23 protein-coding genes are annotated in these 21,985 nt (G+C 70.0%); 13 read left to right on the forward strand and 10 right to left on the reverse strand.

What is annotated here, in order from left to right; genetic code table 11:
• Positions 1-18: 18 nt before the first annotated feature.
• Genes ABLG96_RS16760 through ABLG96_RS16775 form a run of 4 tightly spaced genes read right to left on the reverse strand, consistent with a single transcriptional unit; the run spans position 19 to position 2,470 of the window.
• A complete protein-coding gene (locus tag ABLG96_RS16760; RefSeq protein WP_353648469.1) occupies positions 19-417 on the reverse strand; it encodes a TA system VapC family ribonuclease toxin in 399 nt (132 codons plus the stop codon).
• Positions 417-647, reverse strand: a complete 231-nt coding sequence (locus ABLG96_RS16765; protein WP_353648470.1) for a hypothetical protein — start codon at positions 645-647, stop codon at positions 417-419. The genes ABLG96_RS16760 and ABLG96_RS16765 overlap by 1 nt, the downstream gene beginning before the upstream one ends.
• Before the next feature lie 57 nt (positions 648-704).
• Complete coding sequence (gene ychF / locus ABLG96_RS16770) at positions 705-1,784, reverse strand: redox-regulated ATPase YchF (protein ID WP_353648471.1); 1,080 nt, start codon at positions 1,782-1,784, stop codon at positions 705-707.
• A gap of 11 nt (positions 1,785-1,795) precedes the next feature.
• Positions 1,796-2,470 carry a methyltransferase domain-containing protein gene (locus ABLG96_RS16775; protein WP_353648472.1) on the reverse strand — a complete coding sequence of 225 codons (675 nt, stop codon included), beginning with the start codon at positions 2,468-2,470 and terminating at the stop codon, positions 1,796-1,798.
• 92 nt (positions 2,471-2,562) lie between these two features.
• Between ABLG96_RS16775 and ABLG96_RS16780 the strand changes: the two genes are divergently transcribed.
• From ABLG96_RS16780 to ABLG96_RS16805, 6 genes are all read left to right on the forward strand, one after another.
• On the forward strand, positions 2,563-4,119 hold the full coding sequence (locus ABLG96_RS16780) for an AlkA N-terminal domain-containing protein (RefSeq protein WP_353648473.1): 1,557 nt from the start codon (positions 2,563-2,565) through the stop codon (positions 4,117-4,119).
• Positions 4,116-4,691 carry a methylated-DNA--[protein]-cysteine S-methyltransferase gene (locus tag ABLG96_RS16785; protein ID WP_353648474.1) on the forward strand — a complete coding sequence of 192 codons (576 nt, stop codon included), beginning with the start codon at positions 4,116-4,118 and terminating at the stop codon, positions 4,689-4,691. The genes ABLG96_RS16780 and ABLG96_RS16785 overlap by 4 nt, the downstream gene beginning before the upstream one ends.
• A 29-nt stretch (positions 4,692-4,720) precedes the next feature.
• A complete protein-coding gene (locus ABLG96_RS16790; protein ID WP_353648475.1) occupies positions 4,721-5,368 on the forward strand; it encodes a lysoplasmalogenase in 648 nt (215 codons plus the stop codon).
• 91 nt (positions 5,369-5,459) lie between these two features.
• On the forward strand, positions 5,460-6,284 hold the full coding sequence (locus ABLG96_RS16795) for an inositol monophosphatase family protein (RefSeq protein ID WP_353648476.1): 825 nt from the start codon (positions 5,460-5,462) through the stop codon (positions 6,282-6,284).
• Positions 6,285-6,345: 61 nt separating this feature from the next.
• Entirely contained in the window at positions 6,346-7,599 is a 1,254-nt protein-coding gene (locus tag ABLG96_RS16800) for a DNA recombination protein RmuC (RefSeq protein ID WP_353648477.1), read from the forward strand.
• A complete protein-coding gene (locus ABLG96_RS16805; protein WP_353648478.1) occupies positions 7,596-8,084 on the forward strand; it encodes a DUF6542 domain-containing protein in 489 nt (162 codons plus the stop codon). Before ABLG96_RS16800 ends, ABLG96_RS16805 begins: the two co-directional genes overlap by 4 nt.
• A 71-nt stretch (positions 8,085-8,155) precedes the next feature.
• Here ABLG96_RS16805 and ABLG96_RS16810 read toward each other — a convergent pair whose 3' ends face one another.
• Positions 8,156-9,184, reverse strand: coding sequence for a 4-hydroxy-3-methylbut-2-enyl diphosphate reductase (locus tag ABLG96_RS16810; RefSeq protein WP_353648479.1), 1,029 nt, complete (start codon positions 9,182-9,184; stop codon positions 8,156-8,158).
• A 106-nt stretch (positions 9,185-9,290) separates the two neighbouring features.
• On the opposite strand from ABLG96_RS16810, the gene ABLG96_RS16815 reads away from it, so the two are divergent.
• The 5 genes from ABLG96_RS16815 to ABLG96_RS16835 all read left to right on the forward strand — a co-directional run bounded on the left by ABLG96_RS16815 (position 9,291) and on the right by ABLG96_RS16835 (position 13,870).
• A complete protein-coding gene (locus ABLG96_RS16815; RefSeq protein ID WP_353648480.1) occupies positions 9,291-9,935 on the forward strand; it encodes a lipid droplet-associated protein in 645 nt (214 codons plus the stop codon).
• 14 nt (positions 9,936-9,949) lie between these two features.
• Positions 9,950-11,218 carry an exodeoxyribonuclease VII large subunit gene (gene xseA, locus ABLG96_RS16820; RefSeq protein ID WP_353651560.1) on the forward strand — a complete coding sequence of 423 codons (1,269 nt, stop codon included), beginning with the start codon at positions 9,950-9,952 and terminating at the stop codon, positions 11,216-11,218.
• The gene (locus ABLG96_RS16825; RefSeq protein WP_353648481.1) at positions 11,215-11,484 is read left to right on the forward strand and encodes an exodeoxyribonuclease VII small subunit; all 270 of its coding nucleotides are present in this window, start codon (positions 11,215-11,217) and stop codon (positions 11,482-11,484) included. Before xseA ends, ABLG96_RS16825 begins: the two co-directional genes overlap by 4 nt.
• A 124-nt stretch (positions 11,485-11,608) precedes the next feature.
• The gene (locus ABLG96_RS16830) at positions 11,609-12,346 is read left to right on the forward strand and encodes a DUF4245 domain-containing protein (RefSeq protein ID WP_353648482.1); all 738 of its coding nucleotides are present in this window, start codon (positions 11,609-11,611) and stop codon (positions 12,344-12,346) included.
• Between the two features lie 84 nt (positions 12,347-12,430).
• Complete coding sequence (locus ABLG96_RS16835) at positions 12,431-13,870, forward strand: class II fumarate hydratase (protein ID WP_353648483.1); 1,440 nt, start codon at positions 12,431-12,433, stop codon at positions 13,868-13,870.
• 120 nt (positions 13,871-13,990) lie between these two features.
• Here ABLG96_RS16835 and ABLG96_RS16840 read toward each other — a convergent pair whose 3' ends face one another.
• Entirely contained in the window at positions 13,991-14,602 is a 612-nt protein-coding gene (locus tag ABLG96_RS16840) for a DUF1684 domain-containing protein (RefSeq protein ID WP_353648484.1), read from the reverse strand.
• A 79-nt stretch (positions 14,603-14,681) separates the two neighbouring features.
• Here ABLG96_RS16840 and ABLG96_RS16845 point away from each other — a divergent pair, with 79 nt between their 5' ends.
• Entirely contained in the window at positions 14,682-15,452 is a 771-nt protein-coding gene (locus ABLG96_RS16845) for a GNAT family N-acetyltransferase (protein WP_353648485.1), read from the forward strand.
• A gap of 105 nt (positions 15,453-15,557) precedes the next feature.
• Here the strand turns inward: ABLG96_RS16845 and ABLG96_RS16850 are convergent, their stop codons facing one another.
• Positions 15,558-16,283 (reverse strand): hypothetical protein, encoded by a 726-nt coding sequence (locus ABLG96_RS16850; protein ID WP_353648486.1) that lies wholly within the window; start codon positions 16,281-16,283, stop codon positions 15,558-15,560.
• Between ABLG96_RS16850 and ABLG96_RS16855 the strand changes: the two genes are divergently transcribed.
• On the forward strand, positions 16,273-17,586 hold the full coding sequence (locus tag ABLG96_RS16855) for a hypothetical protein (protein WP_353648487.1): 1,314 nt from the start codon (positions 16,273-16,275) through the stop codon (positions 17,584-17,586). The genes ABLG96_RS16850 and ABLG96_RS16855 overlap by 11 nt on opposite strands.
• A gap of 186 nt (positions 17,587-17,772) precedes the next feature.
• On the opposite strand, the gene ABLG96_RS16860 is transcribed toward ABLG96_RS16855, so the two are convergent.
• From ABLG96_RS16860 to ABLG96_RS16870, 3 genes are all read right to left on the reverse strand, one after another.
• Positions 17,773-19,050, reverse strand: coding sequence for a PhoH family protein (locus tag ABLG96_RS16860; protein WP_353651561.1), 1,278 nt, complete (start codon positions 19,048-19,050; stop codon positions 17,773-17,775).
• Between the two features lie 396 nt (positions 19,051-19,446).
• Positions 19,447-21,123 (reverse strand): HAMP domain-containing sensor histidine kinase, encoded by a 1,677-nt coding sequence (locus ABLG96_RS16865; protein ID WP_353648488.1) that lies wholly within the window; start codon positions 21,121-21,123, stop codon positions 19,447-19,449.
• A 6-nt stretch (positions 21,124-21,129) separates the two neighbouring features.
• Positions 21,130-21,849, reverse strand: a complete 720-nt coding sequence (locus ABLG96_RS16870) for a response regulator transcription factor (RefSeq protein WP_353648489.1) — start codon at positions 21,847-21,849, stop codon at positions 21,130-21,132.
• Positions 21,850-21,985: the final 136 nt, after the last annotated feature.

Below are 21,985 nucleotides of genomic sequence, written 5' to 3' on the forward strand. Positions count from 1 at the left end.
GTTGCTGACGCAATGCCGTCAAAGCGGCGGCACCAGCAGGGTGAGCGTCGGTCGCACGCGGGTGAGGCCCTCGTCGAGCGTCGCCAGCAGCGCGTCGTCGTGGGTCGCAGTCAGTGCCGCGAGATAGCCGTCGGTCACTTGGCGATGGCCACGGACGTGACCGATGTCAGCGTCTGTGAACGACAGATCATCGGCCCAGAATTCGCACCTCGGCTCGGCGCGCAGCGCGCGCAGTACCTGTTGCGCGGCAGCTGCCGTCTCTCCCACGCGCACCAGGAACCGGACCAACGAGCCCTCGACGATCGGGCAGACAGCCACTCGATCGATCGTCGACAGCCAGGACGACACCCGCGCGTGATGTTCGTGTTCGGCGATGCTCATCGCAATCAGGACATTTGCGTCGAGCAGGTGGATCATCAGTCCTCGTCGAGGGCATGGGCGACCTCGTCCGACGTGACCCGGCGCCCGACGCTGATGACCGGGAAGCCGGATACGGAATCGGTGCGGACGACAACCGGCTCGTCCAGCTCGCTCAGGCCGCGGGCGGCCAGTTCGGCCAATGTGGTCGACAACGATTGACCCCGGAGCCTCGCCAACTCCAAAGCGCGCCGATGCAGTGCAGGCGGCAGATCAACAGTGGTTCTCATCACTGCATCGTAGCTGCATCACTGGCGATGCAGACAGCTCTCCACTGCGGAACGCGCTCAGACGTTGAAGCGGAACTCGACCACGTCGCCGTCGTGCATGAGGTAGTCCTTGCCCTCGATGCGCACCTTGCCGGCGGCCTTGGCGGCGGCCATCGAACCGGCGGCCATCAGGTCGGCGTAGGAGACCACCTCGGCCTTGATGAAGCCGCGCTCGAAATCGGTGTGGATGACGCCGGCCGCCTGGGGGGCGGTGGCACCCTGCTTGATAGTCCAGGCCCTGGACTCCTTGGGGCCGGCCGTCAGGTAGGTCTGCAGCCCGAGGGTGTGGAAACCGGTGCGCGCCAATGCATACAGGCCGGGCTCGCTCTGGCCGACGGACTCCAGCAGCTCCAGCGCCGACTCGTCGTCCAGCTCGAGCAGTTCGGCCTCGACCTTGGCGTCCAGGAACACCGCGTCGGCAGGCGCGACCGCGGCGGTCAGCTCGGCGCGACGGGCCTCGTCGGTGAGCACGCCCTCGTCGGCGTTGAACACGTAGAGGAACGGCTTGGCCGTCATCAACGACAGTTCGCGCAGCAGCGGCAGGTCCAGCGTCGCGCGCTGGGAGAACAACGTCTTCCCGCTGTCCAGCACGGCATTGGCTTCCTGCGCCGCTTCCAGCACCGCCTTGCGGTCCTTCGCGTTGCGGGCCTCCTTCTCCAGCCGCGGGATCGCCTTCTCCAGCGTCTGCAAGTCGGCGAGGATCAGCTCGGTGTTGATGGTCTCGATGTCGGCCAGCGGATCCACCCGTCCGTCGACATGGATCACGTCGCCGTCGTCGAAGACCCGCACCACCTGGCAGATCGCGTCCGCCTCGCGGATGTTGGCCAGGAACTTGTTGCCCAAGCCCTGCCCTTCGCTGGCGCCCTTGACGATGCCGGCGATGTCGACGAACGACACCACCGCCGGGACGATCTTGACCGAGGAGTGGATCTTCGCGAGATCCGCCAGCCGTGGATCGGGCAGCGGGACGACGCCGACGTTGGGCTCGATCGTGGCGAACGGGTAGTTCGCCGCGAGCACGTCCGATTTGGTCAGGGCGTTGAACAGGGTCGACTTGCCGACGTTGGGCAGGCCGACGATTCCGAGGGTGAGGCTCACAGGTCCCGATTCTAGGTGCTCGGCGCACCCGCATCCGCCGCGTCGGCGGCCGTAGAAGGCGCGCGGTACACGGTGACCGCCCAGCCGGCCCCCGCGGTGAACGGATCCAGCTGCCACGTGGCGAACCGGTGCTCGAACACCCAGCCGACCGATGCGGCATCCCTGTCCAGGTCGTCGATCGTGTACTCGCGACCGGTGGCGAAGCCGAAGACGGCCCGGCCACCGGGACGCAGCACCGCAGCCATCCGGTGCAGCACCTGCCGTTCGCTGCCGGCAGCCAGGAAGACCATGACGTTGCCGGGACAGACGATCAGGTCGAACTCCGTCGGACCGCCCGCCTGCGTGAGCCAGTCGGCGTCGAGCTCGAGCAGATCCCGGTGGAACAGCGCCACCCCCGGATACCTGGCCTGGCCGTCGGCCACCAACCCGGCGTCGGCATCCACCCCGATCACGTCGTGACCACGTGCCTGCAGTGCCGCCGTCACCCGGCCGGGACCGCAGCCGGCGTCGAGGATGCGCGACCCCGGAGCAGCGAGCATGTCGGCGAACCGCGCTTCACCGTCGACATCGGCGCCCTCGGCGAAGAGCTTCGCGAACCGGTCGGAGTACGCCTGCCAGTCGTCGCCGATGAGCTCCTGCGCCCACCGGGTCGGGGTGGGCTCCGGAGAGTCTCCTGTGTGCACCATCCGGCGATCATCCCGGATGCGAACGATGAAGCTCCACTGCCATGTCCGAATCCCGCTGGTACACCGCTCTGCCAACGGGCAGAGTGGTTGCTGTGACCACCGATCTGCTCCCCGACCCCGATACCGCCTATCGGGCGATCGAGACCAAGGACTCCCGCTTCGACGGCCAGTTCTTCACCGCCGTCCGCACCACCCGGATCTACTGCCGGCCGGGCTGCCCGGCGCGCACGCCGCAGCGACAGAACGTGCACTTCTACTCCACCTCGGCAGCCGCGCAGGCCGCCGGCTACCGGGCCTGCAAGCGCTGCCTGCCCGACGCCGCTCCCGGTTCACCGGAGTGGAACGTCCGCCGCGACACCGTCGGCGCGGCGATGCGGCTGATCGGTGATGGGGTCGTCGACCGCGAAGGGGTCCCCGGCCTTGCTCGCAGACTCGGCTACACCCCGCGCCACCTCGGACGGCTGCTGGCCGCCGAACTCGGAGCCTCGCCGTTCGCCCTGGCCCGCGCACGGCGCGCGCACACCGCCCGCGTGCTGCTCACCTCGACGGCGATGCCGATCTCCGACGTCGCCTTCGCGGCCGGCTTCTCCTCCATCCGACAGTTCAACGACACTGTGCGGGAGGTGTTCGACACCGATCCGAGCATGCTGCGCCGGGCCGGTCGACCGGCGGCCGGAACTCCGGGGACGATCCGGCTGCGGCTGCCGGTCCGGACGCCGTTCGCGTCCACCGCCCTGCTGAATTTCTTCGCCGACCATGCGCTCACCGGGGTCGAGCACGTCGAGGGCCGCACGTACTCCCGCTCGTTGCGACTGCCCGCCGGAACCGGCGTCGTCCAACTCGTGTTCCCGCCCGACGCGCCGGAACCAGGACCCAGGACCCACGTCGATGCGGTTCTGCGGCTCGAGCACCTCTCGGATCTGGCGCCCGCCGTCGACCGGTGCCGCCGGTTACTGGACGCGGACGCCGATCCGGTGGGCATCGATGCTGCCCTTGCGGCCGATCCGGCGCTCGCCGCAGAGATCGCGGACCTGCCGGGGCTCCGTCTGCCCGGTGCCGTGGACGGTCCGGAGACGCTGGTCAGAACCCTGTTGGGACAACAGGTATCGGTCGCCGCGGCTCGCACCACCGGCGCTCGCCTGGCGATGCGGATCGGCGAACGGCCGGCGGTGACGGACGATCACATCACGCTGTTGTTCCCGTCCAGCGCCGCCATCGCCGCACTCGGCGCCGAGGCGATCGGCGGTCCTCGTCGACGGGCGGCCACCATCGTCGACACCGCCGCAGCCATGGCGTCCGGCGAACTGGCCGTGGACGCCGGCCGACGCACGACCGACCTGCTGGAGGCGCTGACGGCGCGGCCGGGAATCGGCCCGTGGACAGCCGGCTACGTCGCGATGCGGGTGCTCGGCGATCCGGACGTCCTGCTCGAGGGTGATCTCGTGCTCCGTCAAGGCGCGGCGCTCATCGGGGTGCCCTCGACCGACCGCGCGTTCGCCGCCGCCGGGCGCCACTGGAGCCCGTTCCGTTCCTACGCCGGCATGCACCTGTGGCGGATCGCGCTGCAGGAGCGTGCCCGCGCTGCTGCCATCCGCACTGCTGCCACCAGAACCGCCACCGCCCGCCCGACCCGGAAGAGGACCCCATGAGCACCGCGCTCACCAGCACCGCACTCACCACCACCACCGCCACCCCGGTCGGCCCGTTCACCGTCATCGTCGCCCCGGCCGGCGATGAGAACCCGGACGGCGCAATGGTTCTGGCCTCCGGTTGGACCGACGACCTGTCGACGCTGACACCGCAGATCCACCCCTCGCTGCGCCCGGACACGTTCACCGAACGCGCGCACATCACCGGCATCACCGATGCCGTCATCGCCTTCCACGAGGGTGATCTCACTGCGATCGATGATGTTGCCGTGCACCAGGTCTCGGCCGAGTTCCGGTCCCACGCCTGGGACATGTTGCGGACCGTGCAGGCCGGCACTGTCGTCACCTACACCCAGTACGCAGCGCTGTCCGGTCGCCCGGCAGCGGTCCGCGCTGCCGCCGGAGCATGTGCATTCAATGCCGCTGCTCTCTTCGTGCCGTGCCACCGGGTGGTCCGGACCGACGGCACCATGGGTGGATTCCGGTGGGGTCTACCGGTGAAGCACTGGTTGCTGGAGCACGAAGGGGCAGCGGTCGGAGTGCAACAGCAGCAACCCGCGCTCCCGATCTGACCGGCCACTGATCCTGCAACACTGGGCGGATGCCCACCCTGTTCCGAGTGACGGCCACCTTGGATGTTGTTGCGGCAGCGGTCGGGACGCCGACAGCGCGTCGCGCCAGGTCGTTCACGAAGACCGCGCTGATGCCCGTGCTCGGGTTCTCGGCGCTGCGCCGGGGCCCTGGCACCCGCAGCCGGGGCGCCGGGACAGCGGCCGTGGGACTCGGATTGTCCTGGTGCGGCGACGTTGCACTGTTGCGGACCGACGAGAACGCCTTCGTCGTCGGGTTGGGAGCCTTTCTCGGCGGACACCTCGCCTACGGGGCGGGCTTCGGCGCCGCGGGCGGCGTCGACGGGCTCCGGAAAACTCCGCTGCTCGGGGTTCCCGCACTCGCCGTCGCCGGCGCTGGTGCAGCAGCCCTGCTGCCCGTCGCCGGCAGTCTGCGTGCGCCGGTGGCCGGCTACATCGGCGTCATCACGGCCATGACCGCACTTGCGATCGGCACCCGGAGACCGACCGCGATCGCCGGGGCAGCACTGTTCTGCGCGTCCGATCTACTGCTGGGTCTGTCCCGGTTCCGCACGCTGCCGTTCCCGCAGTCGGTCGTCGACGCGGTCGTGATGCTCACCTACTGCGCCGCGCAGGAGCTGATCGTCCGATCATTGCTCGAGTCACCCGGCAACGGCTGAGATCGATCCCGCGACCGACCCGGGTCGGAGATCGAGCGCAGTCCCCGCCGCCGCTGAACCGCGGGCAGGCCGCTGGTCCTACCCTGGGCAGGTGCAGAACCAGGCAACGGCCCCCGATCTGACCGACCAGGATCCGACCGATCCCGAGCTGGCCACCCGGCTGGTGCTGGACGCATCGACGCTGGCCGCGCAGATGCGCCGCGGCGGACTGACGACCAAGGCCAAGACGTCGGTGTCCGATGTCGTCACCGCCGCCGACCTGGCTGCCGAGAAGTTGGTCACCGAGGCCCTGACCGCGCTCCGTCCGGATGACGGGATCGTCGGCGAGGAGGGCACCGCGGTGGCCGGCAGCACCGGGCGCACCTGGGTGATCGATCCGGTGGACGGGACCTACAACTTCGCTTCCGGACTGGACTACTGGTGCTCGGCACTCGCTCTGCGCGGGCCGGACGCGACCTCCCCCACCGGCGAGGACGCGGTGATCCTGGGCGCAGTGGCGCACGAACCGTCCGGCGAGAGCTGGCTCGGCGGGCCTGATCACCCCACGACCCTGCGCGGCGCTCCGGTGCAGCGGCTCGCCGACCGACCGTTGGATCAGATCAGCCTGAGCACCTACCTGCACCCCACGCTGCTGCACGACCCGCACGCCCGCGAACCGTTCCTGGCCATGGCGTCGCGCGCGGCGACGGTCCGGATGCTCGGCTCCGGCTCGATGGATCTCGCCGGGGTCGCCTCCGGTCGACTCGGCGTCTGGGCGCAGCACTCCACACCGTCCTGGGACTGGCTCCCCGGCGCCGCTCTGGTGCGCGGCGCCGGAGGCGTCGCACGCACTCATCTGCATCGCGGCCTGCGGTGGCACGTGGCCGGCAACGGCCTGGTCGTCGAGCAGGTCATCGACCTGCTGACCCGCGCCTGACGTCCTACCCCGTCAGCCCAGGTCGCTGCCACTGTCGGAGCCCTCTGCGACAGTCCTGGGCATGAACTCGTCCTCGCTGATCGGCGCGGCCCTGCTGCTGGCCGGCCTGCTGATCGGGCTGCTGCTCGGACTGCGCCTCGCGCGGCTGCGGGGCGCCCCGCTGCCCGCCGGAGCGGTTGACCCGGTACTGGCCGTGGCCGAGGTGCTCCGCCCGGCGAGTGCAGCGCTCGGCCGGGTGGAGGCCGAGCTGCACCGCGTCGAACGGGAGCGCATCGGCAGCTATGCGGGGCTGCGTGAACAGATCGCGGCCCTGCACCGCAGTTCGACCGACCTCGGCCGACAGACCCGCTCGCTGTCCGACGCGCTTCGCCATCCCGGCACCCGGGGCCGCTGGGGCGAGCTGCAACTGCAGCGCATCGTCGAGCTCACCGGCATGCTCGAGCACTGCGATTTCGACACCCAGACCACGCTTCCGGATGCCTTCGATGCCGACGGCAGCCTGCGCCCCGACATGGTGATCCGGTTGGCGGGCGACCGGAACATCCCGGTCGACGCCAAGGTTCCGTTGCAGAGTTGGCTGGCTGCGACCGACGATGTCGACGCCCGCGCCGGGTCCCCGGTGGACCCGGTGGTCGACGACCGTCGGCGTCGCGCGGCCATGGCCGAGCATGCCAGGGCCTTCCGGCTGCACGTGGATGCGTTGGCGCGCAAGGCCTATTGGCGTCAATTCCACCCGACGCCCGAGTTCGTGGTGATGTTCGTGCCAGGGGACGCATTGCTCGACGTCGCCCTGCAGGTCGATCCGGCACTCACCGAGTACGCGTTCGCCAAGAACGTGGTGATCGCCACGCCCTCGACGCTGTTCGGCCTGCTGCGGGCCGTCGCAGTGACGTGGCGATCGGAGCGGCTCTCGGAATCCGTGGCGGAGGTGCACCGGCTGGGCCGGGAGCTGTTCCACCGGTTGGGCGTCTTCAGCAACCACCTGGGCAATCTCGGCGGTGGCCTGGCCAGGTCGGTCGATGCCTACAACGCGGCCGTCCGCTCCTACGACAGTCGGCTGGTGGTGACCGCCCGGCGTCTCGGGGAGATGTCCGGTGCCGCCGACGACGACCTCACCGTCCCACCGCTGACGACGGTGCCGGTGGGTGCGGGTTCCGTACAGCCGGCGGACGGTGAAGATCGCGAACGGGACAGTGCGGCATCAAAGAGACCGGCCGACGACGACGACTTCGAGCAGCGCCTGGCAGGCTTAGGCACCCGAACGACGGCAGGTCCGGCCGATTTGCGAGATCGGGGCGCTACCGTGGACCGGTGACGACTGCGACTGTGCGCCCCGAGCCCGACTTCGCCGACCAGCTGGCGCTCGCCTCGATCGTGCCGGCCGTCCGCGGCATCCCCTGGTACGGCGCGGTGGCCGCCGCCGTGGTCCTCACGCTGATCGGCGCGATCGTCGGCGGCGCCGACTTCATCAGCGATGGAGTTCCGACCGTGCTGTGGATCGCCTACATCGTCGGGTGCGTCCTGGCGGTCGCCGCCGTCCGGCGGCGCGCGGTGTTCACCGCGATCGTCCAGCCGCCCCTGGTGGGCGTGCTGGTCGTGTTCGTCTACGCCAGGTTCTTCACCAGCTCCGGGACCATCGACGCTGCGGTCAACGTGGTGAAGATCTTCCCGATGGTCGCGATCGCCACCACGGCCTGCCTGGTGATCGGAATGATCCGGGTGTTCACCCAGCCGCTGCGCACCTCGCGCCGTGAAGAGGTGGCCCGGCCGGCCGACACTACGGACGCCGACCTGCGCTGAGCGGACCTGGACTCGAGCGGTCCCGGACGCGAGCGACCCAAGACCTGCGGCCCCGGATCCTGCCTCGGCGGTCAGCTCGCCGACGGCACCTGACGGCGCCGCAGTTCCTTCGGCAGCGAGAACGTCAACGTCTCCTGTGCCGCGGTGATCTCGCTGACGTCGGCATAACCCCGCTCCACCAGCCAGTCCAGTACGCCTTCGACCAGGTCTTCCGGCACCGACGCCCCCGAGGTCACGCCGACGGTGCGTACCCCGTCGAGCACCGACTCGTCGATCTCGTGGGCATAGTCGATCAGGAACGATGCGCGCGCCCCTGCATCGAGCGCGACCTCGACGAGCCGCACGGAGTTCGAGGAGTTGCGGGAACCGACGACGATCACCAGATCGCACTCGGGCGCGATCTGCTTGACCACTTCCTGGCGGTTCTGGGTCGCATAACAGATGTCGTCGCTGGGCGGGCTGATCAACAGCGGGAACCGCTTGCGGATCAGGTCGACGGTCTCCAGGGTCTCGTCCACCGACAGCGTCGTCTGGCTCAGCCAGACCACCTTCTCCGGATCCCGGATGGTGACCGCATCGACGTCCGCCGCACTGTCGACGATCTGGATCGACTCCGGCGCCTCGCCGTAGGTCCCCTCGACCTCTTCGTGGCCGGTGTGACCGATCAGCAGGATGTCGTAGTCCTCGGAGGCGAACCGAGTGGCCTCCTTGTGGACCTTGGTGACCAGCGGGCAGGTCGCGTCGATCACCGAGAGCTTGCGCTGCTCGGCTTCGGCGTGGACGGCGGGCGACACCCCGTGCGCGGAGAAGACCACCAACGCACCCTCGGGAACCTCGCCGGTCTCCTCGACGAAAATCGCGCCGCGGCGCTCCAGTGTGGCGACCACGTGCTTGTTGTGCACGATCTGTTTGCGCACGTAGACCGGTGCGCCGTACTGCTCCAGTGCCTTCTCGACGGTCACCACTGCACGGTCGACACCGGCGCAGTAGCCACGCGGGCGGGCGAGCAACACGCGCTTGCCGCCGGTGTCCGGAGCGCGGACGACGCCGGTCGCTGCGGGAGCGGTCGGCGGGTTCGGCGCGGAGGGGTCGGAGGGCATCCCTCCATCGTAGGGACCGATCGCGCGGCCGCTCACGCTCGGCCGCTCACACTCGGCACGGGCGGGAGCGTTCGCATCGCCGCACCGAATGCGGCACGCTGGGCACATGTCCTCGTTGCCGTTCCCGCTCCGGCTCGCGGCCGGCGTCGTTGCCACCGGTATCGACACCGTGCGCAGGCTTCCCGAAGAACTCCCGGCACTCGGGGTGCGGCTGGCCGGCACCGCCGCCAAGCTCGCCCTGCAGGTCCGCAACGAGATCACCGAGTTGGTGATCCGCGGCGACGAACTCCTGGAGGGCACCCCCGCCGCACAGGCGAATCCCACCTGGGCCCGGTTCGACGATGACACCGACCCTGCCGAGCCCCCCGCTGACAGCGGTGCCGACGGCCGTGCCGATCACGCCCCCGGAAGGGACCCGGATGCCGCGACGGTCGTCGCTCCCCCGGCGCGCCGGCCGAAGAGGATCCGTGTGAGCACGCCTCCCGAGGCCGCCGCCGCAGAGCTCGGCGACGCCGCACCCGGCTGGTCCGATCCGCTCACCAGCACCCCGGCACCGGCTGCGGGTTCGGCAGACACCATCGTCGCGGGATACGGCTCGCTGACCCTCGGTCAGCTGCGGAGTCGGCTGACCGAGCTGCAGCTCGGCGACCTGCGGTCGCTGCTCGCCGCCGAGGAGCGGGATGCGCGACGTCCGGCGTTCCTGACGCTCATCAGCAATCGCATCGCGACCCTCGAGCGCACCGGATCGTGACCGATTCCGCCGCGATGCCGGCGCCCCCGCCGAGGTTGGCGAGCGACACCTCGCGGGAGAATCCCTGGCCTGTCCGCTCCCTGTCACAGCGAATGGTGGACTACATCGGCAAGGCCCCTGCCGCCTGGGTCGAGGGCCAGATCGCCGAGCTCAGCGTTCGGCCAGGGCAATCGACGGCGTACCTCACCCTGCGGGATCCGGCAGTCGACATGTCGCTCAGGCTGACGTGTTCCCGCGGGTTGATCGACGATCAGGCCGCGTCGGCGAAGGTCGGCAGCCGCATCGTGGTGCACGGCAAGTTCGACTACTGGGCGGCTCGCGGGACCCTGTCGTTCCGGGTCGACGCGCTGCACCCGGTCGGGATCGGCGAGCTGCTGGCCAGGCTCGAGCGGGTGCGGGCGCTCCTGGCCGCCGAGGGGCTGACTGCTGATTCCCGCAAGAAGCCGCTGCCGTTCCTGCCACGCGGGATCGGGTTGATCACCAGCCGCGACTCGGCCGCCGAGACCGATTTCCTCACCCACGCCCGGTTGCGGTGGCCGGCAGTCACGGTGCGCGTCGCCCATTCACTAGTGCAGGGGAACCAGGCCGTCGGGCAGTTGATCGAGGCGGTCAAGAACCTGGACGCAGATCCAGGAGTGGACGTGATCGTGTTGGCCCGCGGCGGCGGCTCGGTCGAGGACCTGCTGCCGTTCTCCGACGAGTTGCTCTGCCGCACGGTCGCTGCCTGCCGCACCCCGGTGGTCTCGGCGATCGGTCACGAACCGGACCATCCCATCCTCGACGACGTTGCCGACCTGCGCTGTTCGACCCCGACGGACGCCGGCAAACGGATCGTGCCGGACGTCGCCGCCGAGCTGGCCGGGATCGACGGGCTGCGTCGGCGGTCCCGTCGCGCACTGGCCGGTTGGGTGGAGCGCGAACGTCTCCGGCTGGACCGCATCGCGTCGGCGACCGTACTGGCCAGGCCGCTGGTGCCGATCGCCGAGCGCCGAGCGGTCGTCGATCGGCTGAGCGACCGGGCCCGCACCACGATCACCGGACGCCTCACCAGCGCCGGCCGCGATCTGGACCACCGACGGGCGCAGCTCGCTGCCCTCGGCCCGAATGCCACCCTGGCCCGCGGATACGCCGTGGTCCAGGCCGCCGGCGCACTGCTGGTCTCCCCGGACCAGGCGCCGTCGGGTACCGGACTGCGGATCCGCGTGCGCGACGGCGTCCTGCACGCCACCAGCACCGGCCCGGAAACCGACCCGGACCGACCACTGCCGAAGGAACAGCGATGAGTCCCGCCAAGAAGGCACCCACCACCGACGCCACGTCCGAGGATCCCGACACAACGCTCAGCTACGAGCAGGCCAGGGATGAACTGGCCCAGGTGGTCGGCACGCTCGAGTCCGGCGGGCTCGACCTCGAGGAGTCGTTGATCCTGTGGGAGCGCGGCGAGCAACTCGCCCGTCGCTGCGAAGCTTTGCTGGACGGCGCCCAGGCGCGGGTGCGGGCCGTCCTCGACCGGGTCGAGGACGAGGAGCTGGACGAGCCCGAAGGGTGACGCTCGCAGAACACGTCTCCAGTGAGCGAGACCCAGCGGTCCCCCGCCGAAATCGTGCACTGGCGACCAGTTCTGTGAGCAACGAGCCGCCAGGCCGACGTACAGCGCGTGGGACAATGAAGCCGTGAGTTCCCCGCACCACGACCCCCGGCCCGACAGCGCAGATTCCGGCAACTCTGACCCTGCAGCTCCCGTCAGCGGGCGGCCCGGGAACGCCGCCGAGCCGAGCATCGCCCCAGAACAGACCACGGTCGCGGCCGCGGCCGCGGGTCAGAGCATCACGATCGAGTCCAACCCGATCGCCGTCCCGAAGACCAAGCGCAACAAGACGATGCGCGACATGGCCCTGTCGATGGGCCTGCTGGTCGTCGTCGTGCTGTTGTTCGTCGGCATCAACGGCGGATTCACCTTCTCTCCCGGTACCCCGACGGACACCGGCCCGGTCCCCAGCGCGGACGCCACCGGCCAGTTCGCCAAGGCCCCGCGGCTGCTGCCGTTCACCCCGATCGTCCCGCAGGGCATCCCGGACGACTGGCACCCCAACAGCGCTGCGCAGACCGATCCCGACACCGCACCGGCCGGGACACCCCTGACGGTGCGCGCCGGCTGGCTGATCCCGGACGGCAAGTTCATCGGCCTCATCGCCAGCAACGCCGAGCCCACCGCGCTGCTCGGCTCGGAGTTCGGCGCGGTCGGCGCCGATGTCGGGACCGTCGACGTCGACGGCGTCACCTGGACGGTCGGGACGGGCGTCCGCAGTGAGCCCGCCTGGTTCCGTACCGCGGGCGACGTGACGTACCTGATCACCGGAAGCGCGGAGGATTCCGCCTTCCGCACGTTGGCTGCGGCCGTGCGCGGCTGACCCGCGTCCGCCTGGGTGTGATTCGCCCGACCTGTACCGATCTGCGGTTCCGACCGTCGCGGCGCTGCCATTACGGTTGATCCCATGGCTGATCACAACGACGTCGATCCGAGCACCACCGGCCCCACTGCAGACGCCGGAAACGAATTCCGCATCGAGCACGACACGATGGGCGACGTCCGGGTGCCCCGCCTGGCCAAGTACCAGGCGCAGACCCAGCGGGCCGTGGAGAACTTCCCGATCTCCGGCCGCGGTCTCGAGCGCGGCCAGATCCGCGCCCTCGCCCTCATCAAGGGCGCCGCCGCCAAGATCAATGCGGGTCTCGGTGTGGTCCCGAACGACATCGCCGGCGCCATCCAGGCCGCTGCCGCGCAGGTCGCGGACGGCGTGTTCGACGGCGACTTCCCGATCGACGTCTTCCAGACCGGCTCGGGCACCAGCTCCAACATGAACACCAACGAGGTCATCTCGACCGTCGCCACTGAATCCCTCGGCGGCAAGGTGCACCCGAACGATCACGTCAACGCCAGCCAGTCGTCCAACGACGTCTTCCCGACGTCCATCCACGTCGCCGCCACCGAGGCCGTCGTGCGGGAGCTCGTCCCGGCGCTCGCGCACCTGGCCGAGGCTCTGGAGGCCAAGTCGGACGAGTGGGCGACGGTGGTCAAGTCCGGTCGCACGCACCTGATGGACGCCACCCCTGTCACCCTCGGCCAGGAGTTCGGCGGCTACGCCGAGCAGGTCCGCTACGGCATCGAGCGGCTCGAGTCGTCGCTGCCGCGGCTGGCCGAGCTGCCGCTGGGCGGCACCGCCGTCGGCACCGGCATCAACACCCCGCCGGGCTTCTCCGCAGCAGTGATCGCCGAGCTTGCTGCGGTGACGGACCTGCCGTTCACGGAGGCCCGCAATCACTTCGAGGCGCAGGGTGCCCGCGATTCGCTGGTCGAGACGTCCGGTCAGCTGCGCACCATCGCCGTCGGCCTGACGAAGATCTGCAACGACATCCGCTGGATGGGATCGGGCCCGCGCGCCGGTCTCGCCGAGATCCACCTTCCCGATCTGCAGCCGGGCAGCTCGATCATGCCGGGCAAGGTCAACCCGGTGCTCCCGGAGGCCACCCTGATGGTCGCCGCGCAGGTGATCGGCAACGATGCGACGGTGGCGTTCGCCGGCAGTCAGGGCAACTTCGAGCTCAACGTGATGTTCCCGGTGATGGCCCGCAACCTGCTCGAATCGATCCGGCTGATCGGCAACGTCTCCCGCCTACTGGCCGATCGCTGCATCTCCGGGATCGTCGCGGACGTGGCCCGCTGCCTGGCCTTCGCCGAGTCGAGCCCGTCGATCGTCACGCCGCTCAACAAGTACATCGGCTACGAGGAGGCCGCCTCCGTCGCCAAACAGGCCCTCAAGCAGAACAAGACCATCAAGACGGTCGTGCTGGAGCGCGGCCACGTCGAGGCCGGAAAGCTCACCGCCGAGCAGCTCGATGCAGCGCTCGACGTGTTGTCCATGACGCACCCGTAGTCGTCCCACCATCGGCGAGCAGGCCGCCGATGGTCGAGGCCCGTCATCCGTTCGGCGTTTCTACGCCGAACCGTCATCGATTCGGCGTTTCTACGCCGAACAGCGACCCACCGGGGCAGCTCAGGCCAGTCGCTCGCCCGCTTGGACGGGCGAGCTGATCCTGTTCTCCGGTGGCGCGAGCGGACACACCCACGACGGGTCATAGCGGCACGACGGGTGGTAGAGGAAGTTGAGGTCGACGACCAGCCCGTCCTCGGTGCCGCCGAGGTCGGCGCTCTTGGCGGTGTCCAGCAGGTACCGGCCCGCGCCGTAGCTGGTGTCGCCCGCCGTCCCGTCCCGCAACGGGAGGAACAGGCCGCCACCGTACTGCGGCAGCCACCACACGGCGATGGTGGCTGCGAGCGGGTCCGGGAGCCGCACTGTCCCCAATTGCTCGAGCACCGTCACCCCATCGACGCCGGTGTCGACCTCGTAGTGCAGCGGGTCGTCGACCGGGGTGATCGGGAGCTGGAAGCGTAGCTCAGCGCGGTAGGGCCAGCACGGGATCCCGCTGCGGCGCAACGGATCTTCCGCCGGCAGCGGACTCTGCGGATGGTGCCGGAACAGCTCGTCCCGGCCGGCGCGCCACAGCTCATGACCGGTCTGCGGATCCTGGGCACCGCGCACCTGTTCGTACAGCCGGGCCATCGAACGCCGCCAGTCGGTGAGCTGGTGCGCAGCGGTGATGTCCATGGGGATGATGGTGGACCTCCGGGTGCAGCCACGTCGAATCCGGTTGCCGGTCGGCCGCTCACCGGGCACTGTCGGGACCGTGACAGAGCCTGCGGTCCTCCTGCAACGCTATGACGATCAGCTCAGGACCGATGCGGAGACGCAGACTGCGATCGACGTGGCCCACCTCGGTCCGCTGCTGCTGGCGACGCTGGCGGGTGGTCGCGGCTTCATCACCTATCGGGATCTCGGGGGCGCCGGCGAGATCCGCGACCTGGTCGTGCGAGCGCTCGCCCACTATCGCGACGATCCGGCGATCAGCCGGGTCGAGTGGAAGACCCGTGGCCACGACCACGCTCCTGGCCTCGAGGATGCGTTGCTGGAGAACGGATTCCGTCCCGAGGCGACGGAGTCGATCCTGATCGGGGAAGTTGCAGTACTCGCTGACGAGGTCGCACTGCCGACGGGCGTGACGGTGCGCCGGACCACCGCCGAGGACGAGATCCGCGCGATGAACGCCATGCAGGCGGAGGTCTTCGACGACCAGGACTGGACACCGGATGCCCCGCTGCCCGCCACCAGCGGCGGCATCGAATACTGGGTCGCCGAAGTTGCAGGGCAGATCGTCAGCGCCGGCCGGCTGGAGCCGGTGCCGGGAACCGATTTCGCCGGACTGTGGGGTGGCGCGACCAGACCCGAGTGGCGGGGCCGCGGGATCTACCGGGCACTGACCGCCGCCCGTGCGCGGTCGGCGCTGGAGCAGGGCATCACGCTGGTCAACGTCGACTGCACCGAGTTCTCCCGCCCGATCCTGGAGCGGGCGGGCCTGGTCAAGGTCTCGACCACGACGCCGTACCTCTGGCGGCGCTGAAGATCGGCCGAGCGGACCTCTCGACATACCCTGCCGCCGGGAACGGCGCTCACCCGGAGACCGGTACCACCGAAACCGGTGAAGTGGCCACCCTGGGCCGTCCCGTCAGCGCGGGGGCGGGGTGTCCCAGTCGTCCGCCGAATGCTTCGGTCCCAGCTCGTCGTTCCCGTCGGCGCCCGACCCGGAGGTCTGACCCGGGTCCGACTCGTCGGCGAACGGGTCGAACTGCTGCGTCCCCGGCCCGGGGTCCGCCACAGCGCCGGCCGCAGGCCCCGCATCACCGGAACCGTCGGCGTCGTCGGCGAACGGGTCGAACTGCTGGGTTCCCGGCCCCGGACCGGCAGGAGGTTGCCCGGGAGCGAAGTCGGGAGTCCACGCCCCGGTCGCCGGACCCGGGTCGGCCATCGGCTTGCGAGCGCTGCCGGATCCCGGCTGCTGAGGGTTGATCGCCTGGGTCGGCAGCCCACGCGGGTCGATCTGCTGGGTCGGTGCCGAGTCGATCGGATCGGTCGGCGGGGTGTACTGCTCGGCCTGCCGGTGGGAGAACAGGATCGGCCGCTGCGGGTCCTCGGCGTACTCGCCCAGACCGGCCGGCGGGGTCGGCGGTGCCGGGGTCGGCGGCATCGGGATCAGGCTCTGTGTCTCCGCCGCCGAGGCGAGCTGGCGCTCCCGGGCCTGCTGCTCCTTGAGCGCCTGCTGACGGTGCTGCCTGCCCATCAGGACAACGGCCACCACCAGACCGGCGATCAGCAGCAGACCGAGGGTGATCCACAGCCACCAAGGTGTGCTGCTCGCCTGCACCGGCCCCGCACCGGCCCCGGTGGTCGTCACCGCGGTGCTCGAGGACGCGGTCGAAGACGATCTGCGGGAGCTGGACGTCGAGGATGCGGTCGTGCTCGAGGCAGTCGAACTCGGGGTGGTCGAACTGGGCGACGGCGACGGCGTGGTGCTCGGCGCCGACACGGACGTCGACGACGAGGGCACGACGACCGCCAACACCTGGAAGTCGGCGACTCCCACCCGCAGCGACTCGGCCCCGTCGACCCGCAATGAGTACCGGGCCGCCGCGAAGTCAGTCGGCACCGCCCATTCGACGCGCACCAGCCCGCTGTCGTCGGCCGTCAGCTCCGGGAACCTCACCTGGGGGTTGCCTGCCAACGACACCGTCACCGTCTCCCCCGGGGTGAACCCGTCGAACACGACCACCTGGGTGGCGCCCGCCCGCACCCGCGGCACCAGAATGCTGGCGGCCTCCACCGTCGTGGCAACGGGTGCGGTGGTGGTGGGGGTCGTCGAGGTGGGCGTGGTGGGGGTCGTCGACGTCGGGGTCGTCGACGTGGGGGTCGTCGACGTGGGGGTCGTCGACGTCGGGGTCGTCGACGTCGGGGTCGTCGACGTCGGGGTCGTCGACGTCGGGGTCGTCGACGTCGGGGTCGTCGACGTGGGGGTCGTCGACGTGGGGGTGGTCGGAGTGGTGGGCGTGGTCGGAGTGGTCGGTGTCGTTGGGGTGGTCGGGGAGCTTGACTGCCCCGACGAGGACCCGCCGGGAGCGTCGAAGGTCACCGGGACCAGCAGGCCCTGGTCGGAGCCCTGCTCACGGATGACGACCGAGCACTCCGCCGACTGGCAATCCGCTGCGGCATCAGCGATCCCGGGCAGCTGCAACGTCACCGAGAACTTTCCGTTGTCATCGATCGCGCCCTGGACCGGTCCGGGCGGCGTCGCGCCCTGGTCGCTGCTGATCACTGCCCAGGACGTGGTGGCGTTGTCGTCCGGGATCGGGCCACCGAGACACTGTGTGAGGTCCCGTGGGGCGTCCGAGTCGCGTTGGCAGACAGCGATCTCCAGGGAGAGCTGGGGGTCCAGCCCGGTGCCGGTGATCGTGATCGCGGTGCTTGCGTTCGGTGCGACCTTGATGTCGGTGGCCGGTTTGACGGTGAACTTGGCCCGACCGACCGAGGTGGTCGCGGGAGCTGCCACCGCTGCCGCCTGGACCTCGAGCTGGGTGGCCGGCCGGGCCTGCGCAGCGACCGGTGCGATCAGAGCAGCGACGACGAGGCCGCCCACCGCGAGCACTCCGGCGGCCGCCGTGACCCGGGACCGCGGTGACGCCGCGCGGCGGATCGCGTGCTGACTCACTCTGCGGTGCACTCGCATGCAGGTACCTTCCTCATCCGGTGGCGACCCGAGGAGAGGGGCACCACCGGACATTGTTCCCGATGCCAAGCGCGAGCCGTACCTGCCGCGCCTGGCAGGCAGGCGCGGCAGGGCGGGACCGAGCGGAGAAGGGTCGGGCTCGAGCAGGAACGGACCACCCGGATCAGTTGAGGTCGGGCAGCTCCAGCAGCTCCGTCACCAGCGCTGCGATCGGCGAGCGCTCGGAGCGGGTCAGCGTGACGTGGGCGAAGAGCGGGTGCCCCTTGAGCGTCTCGATCACCGCGGCGATGCCGTCGTGCCGACCGACCCGCAGGTTGTCGCGCTGGGCCACGTCATGGGTGAGCACGACGCGTGAGTTGGTGCCGAGCCGCGACAGCACGGTCAGCAGCACATTGCGCTCCAGCGACTGGGCCTCGTCGACGATCACGAACGAATCGTGTAGCGAGCGACCGCGGATGTGGGTGAGCGGCAGTACCTCGAGCATCCCGCGGGCCATCACCTCCTCGATCACCGGCGGCGAGGCGATCGCCGAGAGGGTGTCGAAGACAGCCTGCGCCCAGGGGCCCATCTTCTCGCCCTCACTGCCCGGCAGATAGCCCAGCTCCTGCCCGCCGACGGCGTACAGCGGCCGGAACACCACCACCTTGCGGTGCGCACGCTTCTCCATCACCAACTCGAGGCCGGCACACAGAGCCAGCGCCGACTTGCCGGTGCCGGCCCGACCGCCGAGCGAGACGATGCCGACCTCGTCGTCCATCAGCAGGTCGAGGGCGATCCGCTGCTCGGCCGAGCGTCCGCGCAGTCCGAACGCCTCCTTCTCCCCCCTGACCAGTCGCAGCTGCTTTCCCGGAGTCACCCGTCCCAACGCAGAACCGTTGGGGCCGATCATTTTCACCCCGGTGTTGCACGGCATCTCGCGGATCTCGTCCAGATCGATCAGACCGCTGGAGTACAACGCATCCACGTTCTCCTTGGCCGTCTCGACGGTCTCCATGCCGGTCCAGCCGGACGGCAGGATGTCCTGTGCGCGGTACTCGTCGGCGGCCAGCCCGACCGAGGCCGCCTTGACCCGCAGCGGCATGTCCTTGGAGACCAGGGTGACGTCCAGCCCCTCCGCCCGCAGGTTCATCGAGCAGGCAAGGATCCGGGAGTCGGCGGACGCATCGCGGAAGCCGGCCGGCAGCACGGCGGGGTCGGTGTGGTTGAGCTCGATGTGCACCGTGCCGCCCGCGTCGCCCACCGGGATCGGCCGGTCGAGCCGCTGGTGTTCGATCCGCAGGTCGTCCAGCAACCGCAGTGCCTGCCTGGCGAAGTACCCGAGCTCGGGATGGTGCCGCTTGTCCTCCAGTTCACCGATCACCACCAGCGGGATGATCACCGAGTGTTCGGCGAACTTCGTGATCGCCCACGGGTCCGCCAGCAGGACGGATGTGTCGATCACATAGGTCCGGCGTCCTGGTTCCGCTGCCCGGCCGGCGCGGCGGGCGGTCCGACTGGGATTGCGTGGTGCGCGCTTCCCGGCGGCGGGGGCGGGCTGCTCTGCCGTCGGATCGGCAGCGGCGGACGGGGACTGGGTCGAGCGACGAGCAGGCACGTGTCGGCTCCTGGTGGATGCTGGATTCCGCGCATCCGTGACATCAAGGTGGCCGGTGGGCCCCGATCGGGGACGACTCCAGTGACTACTGGCGTCGGCTCCCGCGAGGGCCCGGTACCGGCCCCCTTCTGTGAAGAGCGTTGCGCTCCATCATTTTTCGGGGCCTCCCGTGCGGTCCGCTTCCCCACGGCCCGCACTGCCGAAATTACGCGCGCAGTCCCCGGAACCCGGAGCGACACGCATTCACGTCCGGTTAACTTCAGGTTGCGCGTCGGGAGTGGTCGGCGTCCACCGGGGCAGCACCACCGTGGTGGTGAGGCCGCCGCCCGGGGTGTGCCCGGCCAGCACCCGGCCACGATGCGAACGGACGATGGCCGCGACGATCGACAACCCCAGCCCGGTGCCGCCCTTGATCCGGCTGCGCGATGCGTCGACCCGGTAGAACCGGTCGAACAGCTTCGGCAGTTCGGCGCCGGAGACACCCGGACCGTTGTCGGCGACCGTCACGGTGAGCTCGCCGAGACCGGAGGAGAGGGTGACGGTGGCCGTGGTGCCGGGGTCGGTGTGGGTGCGGACGTTGCCCAACAGGTTCGCGAACAACTGGTGCAGACGCAACCGGTCGCCCTGCACCAGGTCGGCGCCACGCGTATCGGCGCCGACAAGGCGCCAGATGCGGGTCTGGTCGATGACGGCGGCATCGTCGACGACCCCGGTGAGCACGTCGGACAGGTCGACGACCTCCCGGCGGGTGTCGGACTCCGCGTCGGCCTGCACGAGCATCAGCAGGTCGCCGACCAACGCGCCCATCCGTTCCGATTCGAAGCCCATCCGCGCCATCGCCCGGGTGACAGCCGCCTCGTCGGGCAGCGCACCGGCGCGGTAGAGATCGGTGTACCCCCGGACTGCGGCGACCGGGGTGCGCAACTCGTGCGAGGCATCGGCCAGGAACTGCCGCATGCGGATCTCGTTGGCGTCCCGCTCCGCGATCAACGTCGAGATGCCGTCCAACATCCCGTTGAACGCGAACCCGAGCCGGCCGACCTCGGTACCGGGGTCGCCGGGATACACCCGTCGATCCAGATCACCGCCGGCGATGTCATCGGCCGCGGTGGCCATCGCCTCCAGCGGCCGCAGCTCCCGGCGGATGATGACGCTCGCCGTCGTTCCCAGGAGCACCAGCAGCGCGAGGCTGATCAGCAGCTCGGTGAACACCACACTGCCGACCGCTTTAGTCACGTCGGCGAGCGGCACCCAGAACACGAGGAACGCCGTGTGTCCCGTCGGATCGACACCCTGGTACGCCAGGGCGCGGAACGTGCCCTGACCATCTGCATCCCGCACGGTCTCCGGAGTCGACGTCGACGGGCTTTTTCCGACCAGCGGGTTCGCGCTCTCGTCGCTCGCCAACGGCAGGATGACGACGTTGCCGGACGTGTAGACCGCAGTGACGCCCACCTCGCTCTTGGCGAAAGGGCCCGCCTGGATCTGCGTGAACAGATCCCCGCCCCTGCCGTCGAGAGCGGAGATCTGGCTCCGCAGCGCCAGGTCCTTGGACTCCATCAGGCTGGACCGCACGTTCAGCGGGATCAGGATGTCGACCGCGACGAGTGCGATCGCCGCGACCCCGAGCACCAGCGCGATCAACCTCGTGCGCAGGGTGAACCGACGCTCCGTGTCGCCGGGCTCACCGGTCTGGTCGACAGGCTCACCGACGTCGAAGTCCTCGGCCGGCGGCCAGTCGCCGCTCCCCGGCGCGCCTTCGGGACCGATCTCGGTCACGATCGGGATCGGGCCGGTGACCGCGTCCTCGATGCGGGCCCGCGCTCGCTTCGTCAGCGACAGCGGCGCCTCGTCGGTCGATCCGGCGGACTCGACCTGATCGCCGCGACCCGATTCGTCCAGGGTCGGATCACCACGCACAGCAGGTCACCGAGCGCTGTCGTGCGTGGCGCTCCGCCGCGGCGCGCGCAGCACGTAGCCGAACCCGCGGTGGGTGTGGATCAGCGGCTCGAGACCGTCGAGATCGACCTTGCGGCGCAGGTAGGAGATGTAGGTGGCGACCACCGAGTCGTCACCGTAGAAGTCCGGCCCCCAGACGGCGTCCAACAGCTGACGCCTGGACAGCACGACACCGGAGTTGTGCATGAGGTGCCGCAGCATCTTGTACTCGGTCGGTGCCAGGTCGATCTCCTGGCCCGCGCGGGTCACCTGGTAGGTGTCGGGGTCCAGGACGAGGTCGGCGACGATCAGCTGACCGTCACTCTCGTTCTCCGGACGCACCCGCCGCAGCACGGCGCTGACCCTCGCCGCCAGCTCTTCCAGACCGAACGGCTTGGTCACGTAGTCGTCGCCGCCGGCCTGCAGGCCGGCGATCTTGTCGGCAGGCGTGTCCCGCGCGGACAGGAACACCACCCCGGCGTCGACGCCCGCAGCCCGGACCCGCCGCATCACCTCGAGACCGTCGAAGTCCGGCAGCATGACGTCCAGGATGATCAGGTCGGGCTGCGCGTCGACCGCTGCGCGGACCGCCTCCCTGCCGGTGGCGGCGACGCTCACCTCGTAGCCGAGGAACCGCATCGAGGTTGCGACGATGTCCTGCAGGGAGGGCTCGTCGTCGACCACCAGAAGTCGCGCACCGGTCGGCATGTCGAGGTCCCCTTCGCAGTTCGTCCCGCGGGTCCTGCTCGGCAGTCGCCGCAGGCACCCACGTCACCCGTGATCCGGGCTCAGCCCATCATCCCAGTACCCACGACCGATGGCCGTCCGGTGGGAGCTGCATGAG

The organism is Nakamurella sp. A5-74, from assembly GCF_040438885.1.
GTDB lineage: Bacteria > Actinomycetota > Actinomycetes > Mycobacteriales > Nakamurellaceae > Nakamurella.